This window comes from Streptomyces sp. 4N124 (assembly GCF_052245395.1).
GTDB lineage: Bacteria > Actinomycetota > Actinomycetes > Streptomycetales > Streptomycetaceae > Streptomyces.
Map to the genome: position 1 here is coordinate 392,774 of NZ_JBQQBS010000001.1, position 22,753 is coordinate 415,526.

General features: G+C 69.5%; 15 protein-coding genes and 1 pseudogene. 12 read left to right on the plus strand and 4 right to left on the minus strand.

Translation table 11 applies throughout. The annotated features are described in order from the left end of the window. Positions 1–183 precede the first annotated feature (183 nt). From ACTWQO_RS01755 to ACTWQO_RS01765, 3 genes are read left to right on the plus strand one after another with little or no spacing between them, the layout of a single operon-like run. A complete protein-coding gene (locus ACTWQO_RS01755) occupies positions 184–2,505 on the plus strand; it encodes an alpha-L-fucosidase (protein ID WP_443235381.1) in 2,322 nt (773 codons plus the stop codon). Further along, positions 2,498–4,333 carry a family 20 glycosylhydrolase gene (locus ACTWQO_RS01760; protein ID WP_443235382.1) on the plus strand — a complete coding sequence of 612 codons (1,836 nt, stop codon included), beginning with the start codon at positions 2,498–2,500 and terminating at the stop codon, positions 4,331–4,333. The genes ACTWQO_RS01755 and ACTWQO_RS01760 overlap by 8 nt, the downstream gene beginning before the upstream one ends. A 12-nt stretch (positions 4,334–4,345) precedes the next feature. Further along, a complete protein-coding gene (locus ACTWQO_RS01765) occupies positions 4,346–5,890 on the plus strand; it encodes an alpha-L-fucosidase (RefSeq protein ID WP_443235383.1) in 1,545 nt (514 codons plus the stop codon). A 45-nt stretch (positions 5,891–5,935) separates the two neighbouring features. Here the strand turns inward: ACTWQO_RS01765 and ACTWQO_RS01770 are convergent, their stop codons facing one another. Both ACTWQO_RS01770 and ACTWQO_RS01775 read right to left on the minus strand, forming a co-directional pair. Then, positions 5,936–6,964: an alpha/beta hydrolase family protein gene (locus ACTWQO_RS01770; protein ID WP_443235384.1), complete on the minus strand. Its 1,029-nt coding sequence runs from the start codon at positions 6,962–6,964 to the stop codon at positions 5,936–5,938. Positions 6,965–7,041: 77 nt separating this feature from the next. Then, the gene (locus ACTWQO_RS01775) at positions 7,042–8,121 is read right to left on the minus strand and encodes a LacI family DNA-binding transcriptional regulator (RefSeq protein WP_443235385.1); all 1,080 of its coding nucleotides are present in this window, start codon (positions 8,119–8,121) and stop codon (positions 7,042–7,044) included. Positions 8,122–8,303: 182 nt separating this feature from the next. On the opposite strand from ACTWQO_RS01775, the gene ACTWQO_RS01780 reads away from it, so the two are divergent. From ACTWQO_RS01780 to ACTWQO_RS01805, 6 genes are read left to right on the plus strand one after another with little or no spacing between them, the layout of a single operon-like run. Further along, on the plus strand, positions 8,304–9,593 hold the full coding sequence (locus ACTWQO_RS01780; protein ID WP_443235386.1) for an ABC transporter substrate-binding protein: 1,290 nt from the start codon (positions 8,304–8,306) through the stop codon (positions 9,591–9,593). 2 nt (positions 9,594–9,595) lie between these two features. Continuing rightward, entirely contained in the window at positions 9,596–10,483 is an 888-nt protein-coding gene (locus ACTWQO_RS01785) for a carbohydrate ABC transporter permease (RefSeq protein ID WP_443235387.1), read from the plus strand. Beyond that, positions 10,480–11,385, plus strand: coding sequence for a carbohydrate ABC transporter permease (locus ACTWQO_RS01790; protein ID WP_443235388.1), 906 nt, complete (start codon positions 10,480–10,482; stop codon positions 11,383–11,385). Before ACTWQO_RS01785 ends, ACTWQO_RS01790 begins: the two co-directional genes overlap by 4 nt. A gap of 31 nt (positions 11,386–11,416) precedes the next feature. Continuing rightward, a complete protein-coding gene (locus tag ACTWQO_RS01795; protein WP_443235389.1) occupies positions 11,417–12,673 on the plus strand; it encodes a glycoside hydrolase 5 family protein in 1,257 nt (418 codons plus the stop codon). Further along, positions 12,670–14,673 carry an endo-beta-N-acetylglucosaminidase gene (locus ACTWQO_RS01800; RefSeq protein WP_443235390.1) on the plus strand — a complete coding sequence of 668 codons (2,004 nt, stop codon included), beginning with the start codon at positions 12,670–12,672 and terminating at the stop codon, positions 14,671–14,673. Before ACTWQO_RS01795 ends, ACTWQO_RS01800 begins: the two co-directional genes overlap by 4 nt. A 33-nt stretch (positions 14,674–14,706) precedes the next feature. Further along, entirely contained in the window at positions 14,707–17,721 is a 3,015-nt protein-coding gene (locus ACTWQO_RS01805; protein ID WP_443235391.1) for an alpha-mannosidase, read from the plus strand. A 103-nt stretch (positions 17,722–17,824) separates the two neighbouring features. Here the strand turns inward: ACTWQO_RS01805 and ACTWQO_RS01810 are convergent. Both ACTWQO_RS01810 and ACTWQO_RS01815 read right to left on the minus strand, forming a co-directional pair. Then, positions 17,825–18,127 (minus strand): annotated as a pseudogene (locus ACTWQO_RS01810) (LLM class flavin-dependent oxidoreductase); the annotation flags it as partial. A 136-nt stretch (positions 18,128–18,263) separates the two neighbouring features. Further along, positions 18,264–18,968 (minus strand): FadR/GntR family transcriptional regulator, encoded by a 705-nt coding sequence (locus ACTWQO_RS01815; RefSeq protein WP_443235392.1) that lies wholly within the window; start codon positions 18,966–18,968, stop codon positions 18,264–18,266. Between the two features lie 212 nt (positions 18,969–19,180). Between ACTWQO_RS01815 and ACTWQO_RS01820 the strand changes: the two genes are divergently transcribed. From ACTWQO_RS01820 to ACTWQO_RS01830, 3 genes are read left to right on the plus strand one after another with little or no spacing between them, the layout of a single operon-like run. After that, positions 19,181–20,212: a sugar ABC transporter substrate-binding protein gene (locus ACTWQO_RS01820; RefSeq protein ID WP_443235423.1), complete on the plus strand. Its 1,032-nt coding sequence runs from the start codon at positions 19,181–19,183 to the stop codon at positions 20,210–20,212. Next, a complete protein-coding gene (locus tag ACTWQO_RS01825; RefSeq protein WP_443235393.1) occupies positions 20,209–21,708 on the plus strand; it encodes a sugar ABC transporter ATP-binding protein in 1,500 nt (499 codons plus the stop codon). Before ACTWQO_RS01820 ends, ACTWQO_RS01825 begins: the two co-directional genes overlap by 4 nt. Next, on the plus strand, positions 21,701–22,726 hold the full coding sequence (locus tag ACTWQO_RS01830) for an ABC transporter permease (protein ID WP_443235394.1): 1,026 nt from the start codon (positions 21,701–21,703) through the stop codon (positions 22,724–22,726). Before ACTWQO_RS01825 ends, ACTWQO_RS01830 begins: the two co-directional genes overlap by 8 nt. The last annotated feature ends 27 nt before the right edge of the window (positions 22,727–22,753 follow it).

Consider the following 22,753-nt stretch of genomic DNA (forward strand, 5'->3'; position numbering starts at 1 on the left):
GAGAGGGAGCGTGTCTTGGACATTTGGGCGGCGGTTCTTGGACTTTTCGCGCGGGTGTGCTCAAGAGTCGCCCGCTGAACAGCAGGTCCTCCGATCAATCGCTCAACTCTCCTGCCGTTCCGCCCCATTGACAGGCTCAGAGGCCCGCTCAATCATCGGACATCCGATGAATTGGAGCCGCTCATGAGTACGTATCCAAGACGTCTGGTCCTGGGTGTCGCGGCCGGCGTAGCCGCTTCCGCCGCCCTTCCGCTCACCGTGACCGCCGAGGCGCACGCCGCCGGTCAGTGGGTTCCCGTGCCCGACCCGGTCCCCGTCCCGCTGGACGGGCTGTACGACAACGACGGCATCGACACCGCCTCCGCCCGCGGCGGTGACTTCGACGGCTCGGGCTACACCTTCCCGGGCGAGGAACTGCCCTCCGGCCGAGTCGAGGTCGACGGCATCCCCTTCCTCTTCCCGTCCGCGGACGCCGCGAACAACGTTGTCGCGCTCGGCCAGCGCATCGAACTGCCCAAGGGCCGCTACCTTTCGGCCTTCTTCCTCACCGCCGGCAGCTACGGCAACGCCTCGGGCAAGGCCACCGTCCACTACGCCGACGGTACGACCACGACGGCAGGACTCAGCGGCGCCGACTGGTACGCGGCGGGCGGTTCACTGTCGGCGCCGTACCGCTACGGGCCGGACGGGACGAAGGACGAGCACAGCGTCGGGATCGGCACGTCGGAGGTGTGGCTCGACCCGCGACGGGAGGCGGTCGCCGTCACCCTGCCCGTCACCAACCCGGCGGAGGCGAACAAGGCGTCCCTGCATGTCTTCGCCCTCTCCCTCCAACCCGTCGCGCAGGGCCGGGCGTTGGCCCTCCGAGACGCCCGTTCCACGAACTCCCTGCTGGAGGAGATAGGCGCCCAGAGCGTCGAGGCCACGATCGTCAACGCGGGCACTGTCGCCGTACTCGCGGCAGACGCCGTGTCGGTACGCGTCGACGTACCCGGCGCCCGCACCGTCGAGCCCGCCCGGATCCGCCGTCTCGACCCCGGCGAGCAGGCCAGGGTCCGCATCGGCATCCGCAACCGCGCGGGTACGGCACCCGGCACCGTCCGGGACGGCTCGGTGGCCGTGAACGGGCGAGGGACGCAAGTCGCCTCCAGAACAGGCAAGTTGAACCTCGGGGTGGCCGACTACCAGCCCACCGAGGCCTCCCTCTCCGGGCATCAGGCGCCGTACTGGTTCCACTCCGCCAAGTTCGGCATCTTCATCCACTGGGGCGTCTACTCGGTGCCCGCGTGGTCGCCCGTCGGCAAGCAGTACGCCGAGTGGTACTGGAACCACATGCAGGACCCCGCGAACGCCGTGTACGCCTACCACCGCGAGACCTACGGCGAGGACTTCGCGTACGACGACTTCATCCCGATGTTCACGGCGGAGAGGTTCGACCCGCGCGCGTGGGTCGAGCTGTTCCGGGACGCGGGCGCCCAGTACCACGTCCTCACCTCGAAGCACCATGAGGGCTTCGCGCTGTGGGACACCAAGGTCTGCGACCGCAGCTCGGTGAAGATGGGCCCTCGACGGGACCTGATCAAGGAGCTGTTCGAGGCGTCCCGCCGCTACACGCCCGAACTCCACCGGGGCCTGTACTTCTCCATGCCGGAATGGTTCAACCCGGACAATCCCTGGATGGGCCACGCCCCGCGCGATCCGTACACCCTCGAACCGGTGCCGTACACCGGCTACACGGCCGGCAAGGACTATGTGACGGACTACCAGGCACCGCAGATGCTGGAGCTGATCCACGGCTACGACCCGTCGGTGCTGTGGTGCGACATCGGCGGCGTCAACGACAGCGTCCATGTGCTCGCCGAGTACTTCAACCACGCCAAGAACCGCGCCCGGCCGGTCGAGGTCACCGTCAACAACCGCTCGGGCATCGGCTTCCACGACTTCACGACCCCCGAGTACACGACGTACGAGAACACGGTCGTCGCCAAGTGGGAGGCCAGCCGCGGACTCGACCCGTTCAGCTACGGCTACAACAAGGCGACCCCCGACGACGCCTATATGACGGCCGAGGAGGTCGTACACAGCCTCGTCGACATCGTCTCGAAGAACGGCAACTTCCTCCTCGACATCGGCCCGCGCGCCGACGGCACCATCCCGGAGATCATGCAGACCCGGCTGCGCGAGACGGGCCGTTGGCTGCGCACCAACGGGGAGGCGATCTACGACACCACGTACTGGTCGCGGATGGCACAACTCGGCGAGGACCTCAGGTTCACGGTCCGCCCGAACGAGGCCTTCTACATCCACTCCCTGGCCCGGCCGGGCGCCCGGCTCACCGTCGAGGCGCCGGTCCCGGTCCGCGGTGGCGACAGGGTGACGATGCTCGGCCACGACCGACCCCTGACCTGGACCGTACGGAACGGAGCACTGGTGATCGACGTACCCGAGGCGGCCCGGAAGGCGGGTCGTTACGCGTGGGTGTTCAAGGTGGAGTGGCATGGCTGAGCGCGGGAAGAGACGGTTCGCACTGATCGGGCTCGTCGCAGTGCTGATGCTCTTCGGGGTACCGGCGCAGGCGGCGCCGAAGGAGGAAGTGCCGCCGGTGACCGTGCCCGCGCTGGCCAACTGGATGGCAGAGGCGGGGAGTTATGCCTACGGGAACGGGACTCGTCTGGTCGCCGGCTCCGGGGCCGAGCGCCGGGTCGCCCAGACCCTCGCCGACGATCTGCGGGCCGCGGGACACGGCACGGTTGCTGTCGTACGGGGTGGGGCGCGAGCCGGCGACATCGTGATCGACGTACAGTCCGGGAGGACCTCGCTCGGCAGGGAGGGCTACGAACTCCACGTCGGCAAGCGGCTGTCGGTGACCGGAGCGACCGAGACCGGCGCCTTCCACGGCACCCGGACGGTCCTGCAACTCCTCGCGCAGGGCGACAGGATCCCCGCCGGACGCACGGTCGACGTGCCGCGGTACCGGGAGCGGGGCGTCGGCGTGTGCGCCTGCTACATCCACATTTCCATGCCCTGGCTGGAAAACCTCGTCCGCGAGATGGCGTACCACAAGCTCAACCAGCTGCTCCTCGAACTGAAGGTGAAGAGCGACGCCCACCCCGAGGCCAACACCTGGGGCTACTACACCAAGGACGAGATACGCCGCCTCGTCGCCCTCGGCGCCAAGTACCACGTCGAGATCATCCCTGAGATCAACTCCCCGGGCCACATGGACCCGTGGATAGAGAACCGCCCCGATCTGCAACTCACCGACACCGACGGCAACAAGCAGCCCTCGCGCCTCGACATCACGCGGCCGGAGGCCTTCGCCTACTACACGAGCCTGATCGACGAATACGCGCAGGTCTTCACGTCCACGTCCTGGCACATGGGCGCCGACGAGTACATGCTCGGCTCGGACTTCGCCAAGTACCCGCACATCTTGGAGTACGCGCGGGAGAAGTACGGCGCCGACGCCACACCGCAGGACGCGTTCGTCGACTTCGTCAACCGCGTCCACGCCTACGCGGCAGCCAAGGGCAAGAAGCTGCGCATCTGGAACGACGGGCTCACCGGCGCCAACACCGTGCCCGTGGCGGCGGGCACGACGGTCGAGCACTGGCTGAACGTGGCCGTGAAACCGAGCCAACTCATCGGTCAGGGCTACCCGTTGATGAATGCCGCCTACGCCCTGTACCTCGTCCGCGGCGGCTTCCACTCCGACACCCAGGGCTTGTACGAGCAGCGCTGGGATCCGCGCAGCTTCGAAGGCGAGAAGCTCGCCTCGGCCAACGGCATCACCGGCGCGAAGATCAGTCTCTGGCCCGACAACGGCCGCGGGGAGACGGAGAACGAGGTCGCCGAGTGGCTGTGGCCCGCGCTGCGCCATATCGCCCAGGCCACCTGGGGCGATCCCCACCCCGACGCCACGTACGGCGAGTTCACCGCGCGCGGTGCGGCCGTGGGGCACGCGCCCGGGTGGCGGGACCTGACTCGGACGCCGGTGGCGGACGGGACGTACACCTTCCGGACGGACGGGCTGCCGTTCACGGCTCAGGTGAAGCGCACGGCCGACGGCTATCTGACCTTGAGGACCGCGGACGGCTGTCTGGAGGTGCGCGGCGGCAAGCTGACGCTCAACGTGCCGCTCCAGCCGGGCGTCGAAGCGACCGCGCAGGTCTGCGATGCCACGAACACCCTGCAGCGCTGGGAGTTGGAGCCGGTCGCCGGCGGCTACCGGCTCGTCAACGCCATCACGCGGATGACCCTGAGCCCGGACGACGGCCGGCTCGCGCAGTACCCGCCCGACCGACTTCCCTCCGCCGTCTGGCACTTGAGCTGAGGAGTCTCACCGATGACTGTCTCCAGACGCCTCTTCGTCACCGGAGCAACCGCCGTCACAGCGCTCGCCGTGACCGGAATCCCCGCGGTGGCCGCACCCGCCGAGGCCGAAGACCCCTTCTACCGCATCCCCGTCTCCCCGGACGACACCGAGGCTGACCTCGTCCGCAAGGCATCCCAAGTCCGGCCCACCGCACGGCAGATCGCCTGGCAACAGCTGGAACGGACCGCGTTCCTGCACTTCGGCGTGAACACCTTCACCGGGCTGGAGTGGGGCACCGGCGACGAGGACCCCGATGTGTTCCAGCCGACCGGCCTCGACACCGACCAATGGGCCAGAGCCCTGCGCGACGGCGGCTTCAAGCTCGCCATCCTCACCGTCAAGCACCACGACGGCTTCGTGCTCCACCCCTCCCGCTACACCGACCACACCGTGGCCTCCAGCAGCTGGCAGAACGGGCAGGGCGACGTGCTGCGCTCCTTCGCCGACTCCATGCGCCGCCACGGCCTCAAGGTCGGCGTCTACATCTCGCCCGCCGACGAGAACCAGTACCTCCACGGCGTCTACGCCAACGGCAGCGCCCGCACCACGCGCACCATCCCCACGCTCGTCGAGGGCGACGACCGCACACCGCGGGAGTCGTACAGCCTCCCGGCCACCGACTACGGCGCCCACATGCTCAACCACCTCTACGAAGTGCTCACCGAGTACGGCCCGATCGACGAGGTCTGGTTCGACGGAGCCCAGGGGCGCATCCCGCCGGACAAGGTCGAGAAGTACGACTGGGACAGCTGGTACACCCTGGTGCGGTCACTCGCCCCGGACGCGGTGATCGCGGTCTCCGGCCCGGACGTGCGATGGGTCGGCAACGAGGGCGGGCTGGCCCGCGAGGACGAGTGGAGCGTCGTACCGGTCCAGGAGAAGGACTACGGACGGACCGACTACGCCCTCGCCTATGACGCCCCCGACATGGGCAGCCGGGACGCGCTCGTCGCGGCGCTGCCGACGGCGGACCATCTGCAGTGGTGGCCGGCCGAGTGCGATGTGTCCATCCGAGACGGCTGGTTCTACCATGCCGACCAACAACCCAAAAGCGTGGGGCAGTTGACGGACATCTACTTCCGGTCCGTCGGACGCAACTCGGTTCTGCTGCTCAACATCCCGCCGGACACCGACGGGTTGCTGCCCGCCGCCGACGTGGTCCGGTTGCGGGAGTTCCGCGAGCGCGTCGACCGGGAGCTGCCCGAGGATCTGGCGCGGGGAGCCCGTGTCACGTCTTCACCGGGGCGGGTCACCGTCGACCTGGGAAGGGAGCGGGAAGTGGACCGTGTTCGGCTGGCGGAGGACATCCGGCACGGGCAGCAGGTGGAGAGCTTCGTCGTCGAGGCCCACGTGGACGGAGCCTGGACGGAGGTGACCGGGGCGGGGACGGTCGGCGCGAGCCGGATCATGCTGCTGGCGGCCCCGGTGCGGGCCCGGCGGTGGCGGCTGCGAGTGACCGGCGCCCGGAGTGCCGTACGGATCACGGAGTTCGGGCTGTACCGGTCCCGGGTCTGAGGGAGCAGGTGGCCACCAGGGCGTCGGCGACCTGGTGGCCACCGTTCAGCGCAGCTGCTGCTCGAAGAAGTTCATGGTGGTCTCCATCGAGCGCGGCCACTGCCCGTAGAAGGTGTGGCCCTCGCCGCGGTAGGTGCGCAGCTGGACATCCTTGCCCGCCTTCTCGAACGCGGCCACGGTGTCCCGGGTCCAGGCGATGGGGCAGGTGTCGTCGACGGTGCCGTGATGGATCAGGAGAGGCTCGGTGACCCGGTCGAGGTAAGTGAGCGGGGACACCTCGCGCCAGAACTTCGGGTTCTCCTCGGGCGTGCCGTGCTCGGCCTCGATCTCGCCGACGAGCGGGTCCCTTTCGGGGCGCTGGAACTGGTCGATGTTCTCCTCCGGGTGCCCGCTGACCGGAGCGAAGGCGACGGCGGCGTCGAACAGGCCCGGAGCCACCACCAGGGTGTTGTAGACGACACCCCCGCCCATCGACCGCCCCAGTAGCCCGATCCGGTCGCCGTCGATCTCCGGCCGTCCGGACGACCGCAGTGCCTTCGCCGCGCCGATGACGTCCTCGGTGTAACCGAGCCGGAGGTTGACGTCGTTGTCGGCATCCTTGTCCGACCTCGCGTGGTTGCGGTAGTCGGTGTGCAGGACGACATAGCCGTTACGGGCGAGGAGATCCTGCTCGCGGGAGAGCCCCCGGCCGGTGGTGTAAATGTCCGGGTCGATATAGCCGTGCGCCAGCACCAGCGCCGGGAACGGCCCCTTGCCCTCGGGGATGTTCATGAGCCCCGAGATCGTCAGCCCGTTCGCCTCGTACGTCACCTCGTAGCTGGTGTAGGCGGCGGTGCGGGCCAGCACGGTGCCCAACTTCAGCCCGGAACCGGTGTGCTCGCGCTCGATCAGACCGGGGATGGACACCGGGTTGACCGGGGTGGGGGAGGGCGTGGGGCTCTGCGTGGTGGCGCGGGCCGACGCCGATGGACTAGGGCGCGCCTGGTCGTCATTGCCGCCGTCACTCGCCGTGCAGCCCACGGCGGCCGACAGCACCAGAGCGAGCAGGACACGCGCCGTTCCTCTGAACCGCATACGGCCATTGTCCCTGACGAAATCGGCTACGGTCCGGCATCGCCCCAAAGGGGCGCGGGGAACTGCGCGACCAGCCCCTACGGCGCCGCAGACGACGCACGACCGATCCCCGCACTACCCGCGGAGCGCCCCGTACTGTCCCGCACAATCAACCGCGGCACCGGCACCCGTACCGTGCGGGCAGGACCCCCGTCCAGCAGAGCGGTCAGCTCCCTCGCCGCCGTACGCCCGAACTCGACGCTGTCCCGGGACAGAGCAGACAACCACGGCTTGACCATGCGGCACAGGGCCGAGTCCTCCCAAGCCACCACAGACACATCGGCCGGCACGGAGAAGCCCAGCTCGGTGGCGGCGGCGACCCCGGCGAGGGCCATCACGTCGTTGTCGTAGATCAGCGCGGTCGGAGGAGCGGGGGCATCGAGCACGCGGCGGGTCACGGCCGCTCCCTCCGCGTCCGAGTAGTCGGTGGTCACCGAGTCCACCCCGGTCAGCCCGCGCCGCCCGGCCTCCGCGCGCAGGGTGCGGACCCGGCGCTCGGTGTGCGCGAGCCCCGGCAGCCCCGCGATGTGCATGATCCGCCGGTGCCCGAGCGCGTACAGCTCGTCGACGACCGCGGCCATCGCACCGGCGTCGTCCGCCCACACCGTCGACAAGCCCGGATGCCGCTCGTCCGGGGCGCCGCCGATCACCACGGCCGGCAGCCCCAGCTCGTCGAGCAGGTCAGGCCGGGGGTCGTCGGTGCGCGGGTCCACCACGAGCACGCCGTCCACGCGGTGCTCCGCCCACCAGCGCCGGTACACCGCGCACTCGTCGTCGATGTCCTCCACCACCTGGAACAGCAGGCCGAGATGACGCTCCGCCAGCACCTCCTGGATGCCCGAGACGAGTTGCAGGAAGAACGAGTCCACACCCAGCGTCTCGGCTGGCCGGGCGAGGACGAAGCCGACCGTCGCCGCGCCCTCCCCGGACAGCGCGCGGGCCGCCGTACTGGGCCGCCAGCCCAGGTCCTCGGCGACCTGCCGCACCCGGTCGCGGGTGTCCTCGGAGACCCCGGGCCGGCCGTTCAGCGCGAAGGACACGGCGCTCTGGGAGACACCGGCATGCCGCGCGATGTCCTTCATCGTCGGTCTGCGGGCCGGTGACCGCTTGCCTGACATGGTGATTCCTCATTCCCCGAAGCATTACCGGGCCAGTATGCACTAATGCGGTTCAGCTCGGTGATCCTAATACGCATTAGTCACTAATGAAATTAGCTCCGCGAGAGCCATTGACGGGCCGGTGGAGCGGCGTGCAAGGTCTCCGTCGTTGGCCAACTCCGCCGCAAAGGAGGCCGTTCACGGTGCCCATTTCCCGCAGAGCCCTAGCCGCCGCTTTCGCCGTCTGTGTCCTGCTGCCCCTGAGCGCCTGCGGATCGGGCGACGACGGCGGCTCGACCGACGCCTCGGGCAAGGTCGAGGGCGACATCACCTTCCAGACCTGGAATCTCCGCGCCAACTTCAAGGACTACTTCGAGGGCCTGATCGCCGACTTCGAGAAGAAGTACCCCGGCACCGACGTCAAGTGGGTCGACCAGCCCGCCGAGGGCTACGCCGACAAGATCAGCGCGGACGCCGCCGGCGGCACCCTCCCTGACGTCGTCAACGTCTCGCCCGACCTGGTCGCCCCGCTCGCCAAGGCGGGCCTCGCGCTCGACCTCGACAAGGCCGCCGCCCAGTACAAGAAGGAGTACCTGGACGGCGCCTGGGCCAGCCATCAGATACCGGGCATGACCGGCACGTACGCCTTCCCCTGGTACCTGAACACCGGCCCGCTGTTCTACAACAAGTCCCTGTTCAAGGAAGCCGGACTCGACGCCGACCAGCCGCCGACGACGTACGACGAACTCTTCGCCGACGCCCTGCAGATCGCGCAGAAGACCGACGGCAAGGTCGCCACGCTCGCCAACGTCCCCACCGTCGAGGACTTCGGCCGCTACGGCGTCCCGCTCATGAACAAGGAGGGCACCGCCTTCACCTTCAACGACGCGAAGGGCGTCGAACTCCTCACCAAGTACAAGGAGTTGTACGACGCCAAGGCCCTCGACCCGCAGGCGCTGACCGCCACCCCGGAGTCGTCCGGCAAGAAGTTCCTCACCGAGGCCGTCGCCATGAACCCCGGCAGCGCGCTGGACCTCGGCAACTTCAAGAAGCAGGCGCCGAACCTGTACAAGAACATCGGCATCACCGACCAGATCACCAGCACCGGCCACGTCAACATGTATGTGATGGGCGTGATGGTGAACGCGCAGACCAAGCAGAAGCCCGCCGCGGTCGCCTTCGCGCACTACGTCACCGACGCCGCGCACCAGATGTCGTTCGCGAAGAAGGTCGCGATCTTCCCGAGCACCGCCGGCTCGCTCGACGACCCGTACTTCACCAAGGAGGACGGGACGGACGAGACGAGGGTGCGGGTGGCCGCCGCCAAGTCGCTGAAGACCGCCGTCAATTACACGCCCGTGCTGTTCAGCGAGCAGATGAAGACGGAGCTGCGCAACGAGGTCGCCAAGGCGTTGCAGGGCAAGGAGAGCCCCAAGGAAGCCCTTGACAACGCTGTCGAGGCCTGCGACCGGCTCCTTCAGCAGCAGGGGTAGTGATGTCCACCGTGTCCCGGGTGCGGCGCCAACTACCGGTGAGTCCCTGGCTGTTCGCCGCTCCCGGCCTGCTGGTCATCGGCGCGTTCATCCTCTACCCGTTCGTCTCCACGCTGGTCAACGCCTTCACCGACCGCCGCACCCTGATCCCCGGCGAGTTCGTGGGCCTCGCCAACTTCCGCGAGCTGCTGCACGACGACATGTTCTGGATCGGGCTGCGCAACAGCACGCTCTACGTCGTCGGAGTCGTCCCCGCGCTGGTGATCCTTCCCCTGCTCCTTGCGCTGCTGGTGCAGAAGAACATCCCTGGCATCACCTTCTTCCGCTCCGCCTTCTACACCCCGGTCGTCGCGTCGATCGTGGTGGTCGGGCTGATCTGGGTGTGGCTGCTCGACGAACGCGGCCTGGTGAACTCGCTGTTGGAGACGGTCGGCGTCGGCCGGATCGGCTTCCTCAGTGACCAGTGGCTGCTGCTGTTCAGCGCGATGGCGGTCACGGTCTGGAAGGGCCTCGGCTACTACATGATCATTTACCTGGCCGCGCTCGCCAATGTGCCGCGCGAACTGCACGAGGCCGCGTCCGTCGACGGCGCGGGCGCCGTGCGCCGCTTCCTCACGGTCACCGTGCCCGCCGTCCGCTCCACCATGGTGCTGGTCGGGGCGCTGTCCTCGGTCGCCGCGTTCAAGGTGTTCTCCGAGGTGTATCTGATGGCGGGGCCGAGCGGTGGACCGGCGGGCGAGGACACCACCCTCGTCATGCTCGTCCAGCGCACCGGCACCGGCCTGACCGGCCGCGTCGGTTACGCCTCCGCCATCTCGGTCGTCGTCTTCGTCGTCACCGTGGCGCTGATGCTGCTGGTGCTGCGGGCCGATCGGAGGGAGGACGGGTGAGCGTGATCGAGAAGGCACGACCGGTCGAGCGGTCGGCCGCCGTACGGGAGCCCCGGGTCACGGACGAACACGGCCGCCGTGTCCGCGGCTGGGAACTCGCCCTGCGTTACGCCCTGTTGCTGGCCGTCCTCGCCCTGACCGTCGGCCCGTTCCTCTGGCAGCTCTCCACGTCGCTGAAGGGCCCGACCGAGGACATCTACACCTCCCCGCCGAAGTTCCTGCCGAGCGACCCGACGTTCCACAACTACGAGCGTGTCTCCGAGACCATCCCGGTCTGGGACTACGCCCTGAACTCGCTCAAGGTCGCCACGGCCAACGTCGTCACCAACTGCGTCGGCGCGGCACTCGCGGGCTACGCCCTCGCCCGGCTCCGCTACCGGGGCCGCCGGGCCGCCACGCTCGCCTTCATCCTGGCGATGCTCGTGCCGGTGGAGGGCATCATCATCGCCCAGTTCACGACCATGCGGGAGCTGGGCCTCAACAACACCCTGGTCGGCGTGGTCCTGCCGGGCTGTATCGGCGCGATGAACGTGCTGCTGATGCGCAACGCCTTCCTCAACCTGCCGTACGAGATCGAGGAGGCGGCCTTCGTCGACGGCGCCAACGTGTGGCAGCGGTTCGTGCGGATCGCCCTGCCGTCCGTGAAGGGCACCCTCGCCGTCGTCGCCATCTTCGCCTTCATGGGCGCCTGGGACGACTTCCTGTGGCCGCTCATCGTGCTGAGCGACCCGTCCAAGTTCACCCTGACCATCGGCCTCAACTATCTGCACGGCACCTTCGCCAACGACGAACGGCTCGTCGCCGCGGGCACGGTCATCGCCGTGGCACCGCTGATCGTCCTCTTCGCCTGTCTCCAGCGGTACTTCTTCCGCGGGGTCGGCGAGGGAGCGGTGAAGGGCTGACACCCCCTCTCGTGTCTGACAAGGACCCCGCATGCCTGCTGCCGTGCGCTTCGGCGTCAACTACACCCCCAGCGAAGGGTGGTTCCACCACTGGCTCGACTTCGACCTGGACTCCGTACGCGCCGACCTCGACTCGATCGCCGCACTGGGCCTGGACCACATCCGGGTCTTCCCGCTGTGGCCCTACTTCCAGCCCAACCGCACCCTCATCCGCCCACGGGCCGTCGAGCAGCTGCTCCAACTCGTCGACGCCGCCGCCGAACGCGGGCTCGACGTCAACGTGGACGGCCTGCAAGGGCACTTGAGCAGCTTCGACTTCCTGCCGTCCTGGACGCAGACCTGGCACCGCCGCAACCTCTTCACCGACCCGGACGTCATCGAGGGCCAGGCGACCTTCCTGCGCACCCTCGCCGCCGCGCTCGCCGACCGGCCCAACTTCCTCGGCATGACCCTGGGCAACGAGGTCAACCAGTTCTCGGCCGGTCCGCATCCCGACCCCGACCGGGCCACTGCCGCGCAGATCGACGCCTGGCTGGAGCGGATGCTCGCCGCGTGCGAGGAGGGCGCCCCCGGCAAGCTCCATCTGCACGCCGAGTACGACGCGACCTGGTACCAGGACGACCAGCCGTTCACCCCGGCCCAGGCAGCCCGGCGCGGCGCGCTGACGGCCGTGCACTCCTGGGTCTTCAACGGCACCGCCCAGCGACACGGCCGTACGTCCGTGCCCACCGAGCACCACGCCGCCTATCTGATCGAACTGAGCAAGGCGTGGGCCGACGATCCACACCGGTCCGTGTGGCTCCAGGAGGTCGGCGCCCCCGCGCCGCTGATCCCCGCCGAGCATGCCGCCGCGTTCACCGAGGCAACGGTCACGCATGCGCTGGACTGTCCGGACCTGTGGGGCATCACCTGGTGGTGCTCCCACGACGTGTCCCGGGAACTGGCCGACTTTCCCGAACTCGAGTACGGGCTCGGGCTGTTGACCAACGACCGGCGGCCCAAGGAGGCGGCACTCGTGCTGGCGCGCGCGGCCCGGGAGCACACCTACGCCCCCAAGCCCCGGACCACCGCACTCGTCGTACCCGACGACCCCGCAGCCCGCTCGGTGTGTGCCCCGGGCGGACCCGTCTTCGAGGCGTTCTTCCGGCTCACCGCCGACGGCGCCCGCCCCACCACCGTTCTCGACGTGCGCGCCGACGACAAGGAACACCTCGCCGCGCGCGGCATCACCGACGTCGTACGTCCCGACCAGGTACTCCCCACCCCACAAGGAGGCACCCGCTCGTGAACCCCACCAGACGCACCGTCCTGCTCGCCGGAGCCGGCACAGCCGCCGCGCTGCTGCCCTCATGGCCGGCGGTGGCCGCTCCGAAGGCCGCCGCCTCCGCGTCGTACGCCTCGTACTGGTACCCGGACTCGCTGCCCTCCGGCTCCCCGGGCGCCGGCATCACGTGGCGCAGCCTCAAGGCGTGGCGCGCGGCCGATGACGCCGATCTCGCCTTCAACGCGGCGTCCGTTCCCCTCGCCGCGCGCTTCACGCCTACCCCGGCGAACCCGACCGCCCGTGCCGGTCAGGCGCGCATCCAGTCGCTGGTGTCCTTCGGACCGACGGCGAGCAACCCCTCGCAGGGGTCGGCGACCGCGGACTACTACGCGCTCACGCACTGGGCGTACATCGACGAGCTGGTGTTCTGGGGCGGCTCGTCGGGCGAAGGGCTGATCCTCGCGCCCAACGCGCCGATCGTCGATGCCGCGCATCGCCACGGAGTGCCCGTGCTGGGCAACATCTTCCTGCCGCCGGTCGCTTACGGCGGGCAGTTGCAGTGGACGCGGGATCTGGTGCAGAAGGACTCCGCCGGGCGCTTTCCGCTTGCCGCGCAGCTTGTCGCGGTCGCGGAGGCGTACGGGTTCGACGGGTGGTTCGTGAACGCCGAGACCGGGGGCGGGAATGCCGCCCTCGGTGCGGACATGCTCGGGTTCATGCGGGAGCTGAAGTCGCTCGCCAAGGCCAAGGGGCAGCGGGTGACCTGGTACGACTCGATGACCGTGAACGGGTCGGTGAGCTGGCAGGGAGCGCTCAACTCGCAGAACCAGCCCTTCTTCGAGGCCGCCGACGACATGTTCGTGGACTTCCGCTGGACGGCGAGCAGCCTGGCTTCCTCGGGGCAGCGGGCGGATCAACTGGGCCGTAGCCGCTATGAGTTGTGGGCGGGGGTGGACGTCGAGGCGAGCGGCTGGAACAAGTCCGTGAACTGGGACGCCATGGTGCCGACGGGTAGCGCGCATGTCGTGTCCGTCGGTTTCTACCGGCCCGAGTGGACACGCAACCATCTGCCCGAGGGCCGTACGCCCGGCGACTTCCACGCCGCCGACGACCGCTTCTGGACGGGACGGTCACTGGATCCCTCGAAGCCGGACGGTGCGGACAGCTGGCGGGCGCCGGCGGTGTCCGTCGCGGATCGGTCCACGGTGACTGCCGTGCCGTTCGCGAGTGTGTTCAACACCGGGCACGGGCTGCGGTGGTACGAGGACGGGAAGGTCACGTCGGAGACGCCCTGGAACCATCTCGGGCTCCAGGACCGGTTGCCGTCCCGGCGGTGGGTGGTCCGCACGGAGGGGGAACGGCCGTCCGTCACCTTCGACTTCGCGGACGCCTGGCGGGGCGGCAGCAGTGTGCTGGTCGACGGTGCGCTGGACGAGCCCGCGACCGTGGATCTGTACGCGACGCGGCTGCCGATCACCGGCGACATGGTTGTCGAGCTGACCCATCGGGTCGACGCTGGAGCTGTGAGCATCGAGCTGGCCGTCGCGACCGCCGAGCCGAGCACGCCGGGCGGGACACCGCCGTACACCTACTTCCCGGTGCACTCGGCGGGCGGCTGGCAGACCGTGACCGTCCCGCTCACCGGCCTGACCGGGACCGTCCGCTCCCTCGGCGTCCGGCTCACCGCCACCGACGGCCCCGTCCGCTGGCGGCTCGGCGCTCTCGCCGTACGCGGCGGTCAGTCATCGGCCCCGGCCGCCCCCGCCGGCCTCCGTATCACCGGCGCGACCGGCGGCGACCTGCGCTTCTCCTGGAACCCCGCACCCGGCGACGTACGCCACTACACCCTCCACCGCCTCCTGCCCGACGGCTCCCGGCGCTTCCTCGGCGGCACCTGCCAGCGGGCCTACTTTGTCGGCGGCCTGCAGCCCGAGCAGGGCGAGCGGGCCGCGCGGTTCGAAGTGCGTGCCGTGGGGGAGCTGTACACCTCGTCGGCACCTGTGACCGTCAGCCACACCTGGTAAGCACCCGCACCGAGCCACTACGGAGCACCCCGCATGCATGACGACCGCAGCCTGGTCGAAGCCCGCCTCAAGCGCGTCCTCGACGAACGTGTCCGCCCCGCCGTGTATCCCGAGTCCGTACCGCTGGAAGTGGCGGTGTGGCATGCGCCCGGCGAGCCCGTGCCGGTCGAGGAAGGGCTCGCGGCCGTACCCGAGCCGATCGAGGTGGGCGCCCGCTGGGGTGCTCCGTGGGGCACCAGCTGGTTCCGGGTCACCGGGACCGTCCCCGAAGCCTGGGCGGGGAGGACCGTCGAGGCGCTCCTCGACCTCGGCTTCGACGAGAACATGCCCGGCTTCCAGTGCGAGGGCCTGGTCTACCGGCCCGACGGCACCCCGGTGAAGGGACTGAACCCGCGCAACCAGTGGGTGCGGATCGGCGCGCCCGTCGAGGGCGGCGAGGAGGTCCGGCTGCACATCGAGGCCGCGTCCAACCCCGTCATCCTCGACTACCACCCCTTCCTGCCCACCCAACTGGGCGACAAGGAGACCGCGGGCAGCGAGCCGCAATACACGCTCACCCGCATGGACCTCGCCGTCTTCGACGAGACGGTGTGGCAGCTCGTCCTCGACCTGGAGGTGCTCGGCGAGCTGATGGCCGAGCTGCCGGTCGACTCGGCGCGGCGCTGGGACATCCTGCGGGCCGTGGACAAGGCCCTGGACGCCATCGACCTTCAGGACGTCAACGGCACGGCGGCGCGGGCGCGTTCACAGCTCACCGATGTCCTCGCCACCCCCGCCGCCCCGTCCGCGCACCGCGTCAGCGCCGTCGGGCATGCGCACATCGACTCGGCGTGGCTGTGGCCGCTGCGTGAGACCGTGCGCAAGGTGGCCCGTACGACGTCGAACATGACCGCGCTGATCGAGGACGAGCCCGAGTTCGTCTTCGCCATGTCGCAGGCCCAGCAGTGGGCGTGGGTGAAGGAGCACCGGCCCGAGGTGTGGGCGCGGGTGAAGAAGGCCGTGGCGGACGGGCGGTTCGTGCCGGCCGGCGGCATGTGGGTGGAGTCGGACACCAACATGCCGGGCTCGGAGGCGATGGCCCGGCAGTTCGTGCACGGAAAGCGGTTCTTCCTCGACGAGTTCGGCATCGAGAACGACGAGGCCTGGCTGCCCGACACCTTCGGCTTCGCCGCGGGACTGCCGCAGATCATCAAGGCGGCCGGCTCCAAGTGGCTGCTGACGCAGAAGATCTCCTGGTCGCAGACCAACAAGTTCCCGCACCACACCTTCCAGTGGGAAGGCATCGACGGCACCCGGATCTTCACCCACTTCCCGCCCGTCGACACCTACAACTGCTCCATGAAGGGCAGCGAGATCGCGCACGCCGCCCGCAACTTCAAGGACAAGGGACGGGCCCGGCACTCTCTCGCGCCCACCGGCTGGGGCGACGGGGGCGGCGGCACCACACGCGAGATGGTCGCCAAGGCGGCTCGTCTGCGTGACCTGGAAGGTTCGGCGACCGTGGTGTGGGAGACTCCGGCCGCGTTCTTCGAGAAGGCCGAGGCCGAGTACCCGAATCCGCCCGTCTGGGTGGGCGAGCTCTACCTCGAACTCCACCGCGCCACCCTCACCAGCCAGGCCAGGACCAAGCAGGGCAACCGCCGCAGCGAACACCTCCTGCGCGAGGCCGAACTCTGGGCGGCCACCGCGGCCGTACGCACCGGATTCCCTTATCCGTACGAGGAGTTGGACCGCATCTGGAAGACGGTCCTGCTGCACCAGTTCCACGACATCCTGCCCGGCTCGTCCATCGCCTGGGTGCACCGCGAGGCACGCGCGACGTACGAGCGACTCGCCGGCGAGCTGAACGGGATCATCGACGCGGCCCAGCGCGCGCTGGCGGGGGAAGGCTCGACTCCGCTCGTCTTCAACGCGGCCCCGCACGCGCGCGAGGGCGTCCCGGCCGGCGGCGCGCAAGCCCCCGCCACCGAAGGGCGGACCACGCTCGCCCCGCGCACCGACGGCAGCCACGTCCTCGACAACGGCCTGCTGCGCATCGAGATCGACAACCGGGGTCTCGTCGTCTCTGCCTACGACATCGAAGCCGACCGCGAGACGATCGCCCCCGGACGGGCCGCGGGCCTCCTCCAACTCCACCCCGACTTCCCGAACATGTGGGACGCCTGGGACGTCGACGAGTTCTACCGCAACACCGTCACCGACCTCACCGACGCCGATGAGGTCACCGCGGGTGACGACGGCGTGTCGGTCCGGATCGTACGGTCCTTCGGCGCGTCGCGTGTCACGCAGCTGCTGTCGCTCGCGCCGGGGGAGCGGCGGCTGGTGCTGGACACCGAGGTCGACTGGCACGAGACCGAGAAGTTCCTCAAGCTCGCCTTCCCGCTCGACGTGCACGCCGAACGCTATGCGTCCGAGACCCAGTTCGGGCACTTCCACCGGCCCACGCACACCAACACCAGTTGGGAGGCGGCCAAGTTCGAGGCCTGCAACCACCGGTTCGTGCATCTGGAGGAGCCGGGCTGGGGTGTGGCGATCGTCAACGACTCGACGTACGGGCATGACGTGACCCGTGCCGTCCGCACGGACGCCGACGGTGGTACGACCACGACGGTGCGGGTGTCCTTGTTGCGTGCCCCGCGCTTCCCTGATCCCGAGACCGACCAGGGCGTCCACCGGTTCCGGCACGCCCTGGTGCCCGGCGCGGCTATCGGCGACGCCGTCCGCGAGGGCTGGCGGATCAACCAGCCCGAGCGGCGGACCACGGGCGCGTCCGACGTGGCGCCGCTGGTGAGCGTCGATCAGGACGCGGTCGTCGTCACCGCGGTCAAGCTTGCCGACGACGGCAGCGGGGACGTGGTGGTGCGCCTCCACGAGGCCCACGGCGGCCGGGTGCGGGCCACTTTGACCGCGGGCTTCGAGGTCGCGGACGTCACGACGACAGACCTGCTGGAGCGCCCGCTGGCCGAGTCCCCGGCGTACGACGGCGCGCGCGTCGCGCTGCGGCTGCGCCCCTTCGAGCTGGTCACGCTGCGGCTGCGCCGGTCGTAGGTGAGGGGCGCCCCGCGCCCCGGCGGTCAGCACGCCCGTGTCGTACGCGGGCGTGCTGACCGTGGAGAAGGCGTGAAGCCGTAGAGCGGGCGAGGGCGTCAGTCGAAAGGAGCCCGAAGTTCCCGCTGGACAGAGCGCCCTCGGCGCGCCCGCCGGACAGCTCGTCGAGGGTGGCCAGGGCCTGGGCGACCAGGGTGGATTCGCGGAGCGTGACCGGGGAGACGCTCGGCCCCAATCGGATCTGCCGGGTCTGTCCGGCGGCTGCGGCGAAGAGCAGCCACATGTCCTTGTGCCAGGTCTCGTCGGCGGCGTAGCAGGCATGGAAGCCGAGTTCGTCGGCGAGCCGGATCGCGGCCAGGGACTCCGGGAGGGGGTAGTCGGGGAGCATGGCGTAGCTGAACTTCACCGGGGCCACCTTCCGTTGCGGACTGGGCCGTTCTGCGGACGGGTCTTTCTCCTTCCCTCCGAGAGTGGGAAAGCGGCCCGCAGCTGTCCAGTTCCTGTTTGAGTCCCGTGCGGCCCTATCGCATCCCGTACGGCCCTTACTGCGGCCCGAGTTGGGAGCGCAGCCACTCCTCCACCTCGCCCACATGCGCGGCCGCCGCCGCCCGTGCCGCCTCCGGGTCGCGGGCGGCGAGGGCGCGGTGGATCGCGGCGTGTTCGCGGCGGGTGCGGGCGAAGGCGCCTTCTTCCTGGTAGCCGCGCCAGACGCGGGCGCGGAAGGTGCGGGAGGAGAGGCCCTCCAGGATGGCGGCCATGGTGTCGTTGCCGGCGGCGACGGCGATCTCGCGGTGGAAGGCGAGGTCGTGGGCGAGGATCTCGTCGGGGTCGTCGGTGGCGTTCATCGCCGTGAGGTGCTTCTCCACCTCGGCGAGCTGGTCCGGGGTGATGCGCGCGGCGGCCAGCGCGGTCGCGGTGGACTCCAGGATGCGGCGGACCTCCAGCAACTCCACCAGGCGCGGGCCGCGGGAGAGGTCGGCGACGACCCCGAACGTCTCCAGCAGGTCACCGGCCTGGAGCTGGGTGACGTAGATACCGGAGCCGTGCCGCGCCTCCAGGACGCCGAGCACGGTGAGCGCGCGGATCGCCTCGCGCATCGAGCTGCGGGAGATGCCCAGCTGGACCGCGAGATCGCGCTCGGTCGGCAGCCGCTGGCCAGGCTCCAGCCGGCCCTCTCCGATCATCGCCGTGATCTGCTCGATGGCGCGCTGTGTCACCGTGCCCTTCTGCGGGGCGGTCTCGTCCACGCCAGTCCTCCTGTCGCCGGTGCGCCCGCAGTCTAATCTGCGATGTGGTCGGACCACTATGGCCGGAAACCGCGAATATTTGCTGCGCGAGGGTGTTGTCAGGCCGAAGTGGTCTGATAAATATGCGGGCAACTGCTCGATCACGCTCGATGAGGAGCTGGCAGATGGCCGACGGATCTGTGCGTAACGGACGGTGGCGGGTATCCCCGCGGATGGTGCGCGCGGCGGCGGTGGCCGTCTGCGGCGCCCTCGCGCTCACGGCATGCGGCAGCACCAAGGACACCGGGTCCGCGAGTGCCGGAGCCGGCGGCACCGGCAAGGTCGGGGTGATCCTGCCCCTGCTGACCTCGCCGTTCTGGCAGTCGTACAACGACTACGTACCGAAGATGGCCAAGTCCGAAGGGGTGGAGGCGCTGAAGACGGTCAACTCCAACAGCGACCCCTCCCAGCAGATCACCGACATCAACAACCAGCTCAACCAGGGCGTGAAGGGCGTGGTCGTGGCCCCGCTGGACAGCGCCGCCATCGAGGCCGGGCTCGACCAGGCCGAGCGCAAGGGCGTGCCCGTGGTCGCCGTCGATGTGGCGCCCGAGAAGGGCAAGGTCGCCATGGTCGTACGCGCCAACAACGTCGCGTACGGCGAGAAGGCCTGCGAGTACCTCGGCAAGCAGATCCCGTCCGGCAAGGTCGTGCAGATCATGGGCGACCTCGCCTCGGTCAACGGCCGTGACCGCTCGGAGGCGTTCCGCGACTGCGTCAAGAAGAACTACCCGAAGCTGAAGGTCCTGGAGATACCGGCCAAGTGGGAGTCCGACACGGCCGCCTCCAAGCTGGACACGCTGCTGAACGCCAACCCCGACATCAAGGGCATCTACATGCAGGCGGGCGGCGTCTACCTCGCGCCCACGCTCCAGACCCTGAAGTCCAAGGGCATGCTGAAGAAGACGGGCCAGGCGGGCCACATCACGATCGTCTCGAACGATGGCATCCCGCAGGAGTACGACGCCATCCGCAAGGGCGAGATCGACGCCACCGTCTCCCAGCCCGCCGACCTGTACGCCAAGTACGGCATGTACTACATCAAGGCGGCGATGGAGGGGAAGACCTTCAAGCCGGGCCCGACGGACCACGGTTCCGAGATCGTCAAGCTGCCCAGCGGCATCCTCGAGGACCAGCTGCCCGCGCCGCTGGTCACCAAGGACAACGTCGACGACCCCGAGCTGTGGGGCAACACGGTCGGATGAGCACCCCACTTGTCGAGGCGCGTGGCATCACCAAGCGATACGGCCCCACCACCGCCCTCCACGAAGGCCAACTCACCGTGTTCCCCGGCGAGTCCCACGCCCTCGTCGGCCGCAACGGCGCCGGAAAGTCCACCCTGGTGAACATCCTCACCGGCCTCCAGCCCGCCGACGAGGGCACGGTCCGCTTCGACGGCGAGCCCGCACCCCCGCTCGCCGACCGGGACGCCTGGCGCCGCAAGGTGGCCTGCGTCTATCAGAAGCCCACGGTCGTTCCCGAGCTGACCGTCGCCGAGAACCTGTTCATCAACCGGCAGCCGCTGCAGCGCGGTTTCATCAGCTGGCGCACGCTGAGGTCCGAGGCCGCCGCGCTCCTCGACACCTGGGACGTGCACGTCGACCCCGAGGCCCGCACCGCCGACCTCAAGGTCGAGGACCGCCAAATGGTGGAGATCGCCCGCGCGTTGAGCTTCGGCGCCCGGTTCATCGTCCTCGACGAACCCACCGCCCAGCTCGACAAGCGCGAGATCGAGCGGCTCTTCACCCGCATGCGCGCGCTCCAGGACTCCGGCGTCACCTTCCTGTTCATCTCGCACCACCTCCAGGAGGTCTACGAGGTCTGCCAGACCGTCACCGTGCTGCGCGACGCCCGCTGGATCACCACGGCCCCGGTCACCGAACTCCCGCGGCAGGCCCTGGTGGAGGCGATGGCGGGGGAGTCCATCGAGACCATCGCCGAACAGGCCGTGGACCCCAGGGACGTCGACCACGACGCGCCCGTCCTCCTCGAAGCCCGCGGGCTCACCTCCCCGTCGTACCAGGACATCGACCTCACCGTCCGCCGCGGCGAGGTCGTCGGACTGGCCGGCATCAGCGGCAGCGGCAAGATCGAACTCGCCGAGTCCTTCGCCGGACTGCACACCCCGACGAGCGGGAGTGCCCAACTGGACGGTGAGCGGCTCCCGTTCGGCGATGTGCAAGCCGCCCTCAAGGCGGGCGTCGGCTGTGTGCCCCGGGACCGGCACGAGCAGGGCCTGGTCCCCGGCATGACCATCGGCGACAACGCCACCATGAGCGTCCTGAACCGGCTCGGCCGGTACGGCTTCGTCGGCACCGACCGCAAGCGCGGCTTCGCCACCGCCCTCATCGACCGCCTCGACATTCACACCGAGGGCCCCGACCAGCCCGTCTCCGACCTGTCCGGCGGCAACGCGCAGAAGGTCGTCATGGCCCGCGCCCTCGCCTCCGACCCCAAACTCCTGGTCCTCATCAACCCCACCGCGGGCGTCGACGTGAAGTCCAAGGAGTCCCTGCTGGCCCGGATGGACAGCGCCCGCGAGGACGGCACCGCCGTGCTGGTCGTCTCCGACGAACTCGACGACCTGCGGCGCTGCGACCGCGTCCTCGTCCTCTTCCACGGCCGTGTCGTCGCCGAGCACCCGGCGGGCTGGCGCGACCACGAGCTGATCGCCTCCATCGAAGGAGTGGACCATGGCTGACACCAAGGCTCCGCCGGTGAAGCAACTGCGGGTGCCCGAGGCCCGGGCGGCCCGCACGGTGCTGCTGCGTCGCGCCCGTGAACTGGCCCTCGTACCGGCCCTGTTGTTGCTCATGGTGCTCGGCGCGGTGGTCAACGACTCGTTCCTCACCGAGCGCAACCTGATCTCGATCCTCGGCGCCTCGGCCGCGCTCGCGATGGTGGTGCTGGCCGAGTCGCTGGTGCTGATCACCGGCAAGTTCGACCTGTCGCTGGAATCGGTCGTCGGTATCGCGCCCGCCGTCGGAGCGCTGCTCGTGCTGCCCGTCGCCCAGTCCGGCTGGGGCACCGAATTCCCGGCCGCGCTCTCCCTGCTGGCGGTCCTGGTGGTCGGTGCGGCGATCGGCGCGTTCAACGGGATCCTGGTCGTGAAGTTCCGGCTGAACGCGTTCATCGTGACGCTGGCGATGCTGATCGTGCTGCGTGGTCTGCTGGTCGGCGCGACCAAGGGCAAGACGCTGTTCGGGATGCCCGACAGCTTCTACTCCCTCGCGACGACGACCTTCCTCAACGTCCCGATGTCGGTGTGGCTGGCGGCCATTGCCTTCGCGGTCGCCGGGTTCGTGCTGAAGTACCACCGCATCGGGCGGGCGCTGTATGCCATCGGCGGCAACGCGGACGCGGCACGGGCGGCCGGTATCCGGGTCGAGCGTGTGATGCTCGGCGTGTTCGTCGTCGCGGGTGTGCTGGCGGCGGTCGGCGGGATCATGCAGACCGGGTACGTCGGTGCGATCAGCGCCAACCAGGGCAACAACATGATCTTCACCGTGTTCGCGGCGGCGGTGATCGGCGGCATCAGCCTCGACGGCGGCAAGGGCACCATGTTCGGCGCCCTGACCGGCGTACTGCTCCTGGGTGTCGTGCAGAACCTGCTCACCCTCGCCCAGGTGCCGTCGTTCTGGATCCAGGCCATCTACGGCGGAATCATCCTCGTCGCCCTCATGATCGCCCGCGTCACGACGGGCCGCGCCCAGGACTGACCCCCGTTGTTCCCCGCCAGCGACCGA

Coding starts and splice junctions, on each gene's coding strand:
- ACTWQO_RS01755 (WP_443235381.1), top strand. CDS start 184: ATGAGTACGTATCCAAGACGTCTGGTCCTGGGTGTCGCGGCCGGCGTA.
- ACTWQO_RS01760 (WP_443235382.1), top strand. CDS start 2,498: ATGGCTGAGCGCGGGAAGAGACGGTTCGCACTGATCGGGCTCGTCGCA.
- ACTWQO_RS01765 (WP_443235383.1), top strand. CDS start 4,346: ATGACTGTCTCCAGACGCCTCTTCGTCACCGGAGCAACCGCCGTCACA.
- ACTWQO_RS01770 (WP_443235384.1), bottom strand. CDS start 6,964: ATGCGGTTCAGAGGAACGGCGCGTGTCCTGCTCGCTCTGGTGCTGTCG.
- ACTWQO_RS01775 (WP_443235385.1), bottom strand. CDS start 8,121: ATGTCAGGCAAGCGGTCACCGGCCCGCAGACCGACGATGAAGGACATC.
- ACTWQO_RS01785 (WP_443235387.1), top strand. CDS start 9,596: ATGTCCACCGTGTCCCGGGTGCGGCGCCAACTACCGGTGAGTCCCTGG.
- ACTWQO_RS01795 (WP_443235389.1), top strand. CDS start 11,417: ATGCCTGCTGCCGTGCGCTTCGGCGTCAACTACACCCCCAGCGAAGGG.
- ACTWQO_RS01805 (WP_443235391.1), top strand. CDS start 14,707: ATGCATGACGACCGCAGCCTGGTCGAAGCCCGCCTCAAGCGCGTCCTC.
- ACTWQO_RS01820 (WP_443235423.1), top strand. CDS start 19,181: ATGGTGCGCGCGGCGGCGGTGGCCGTCTGCGGCGCCCTCGCGCTCACG.
- ACTWQO_RS01825 (WP_443235393.1), top strand. CDS start 20,209: ATGAGCACCCCACTTGTCGAGGCGCGTGGCATCACCAAGCGATACGGC.
- ACTWQO_RS01830 (WP_443235394.1), top strand. CDS start 21,701: ATGGCTGACACCAAGGCTCCGCCGGTGAAGCAACTGCGGGTGCCCGAG.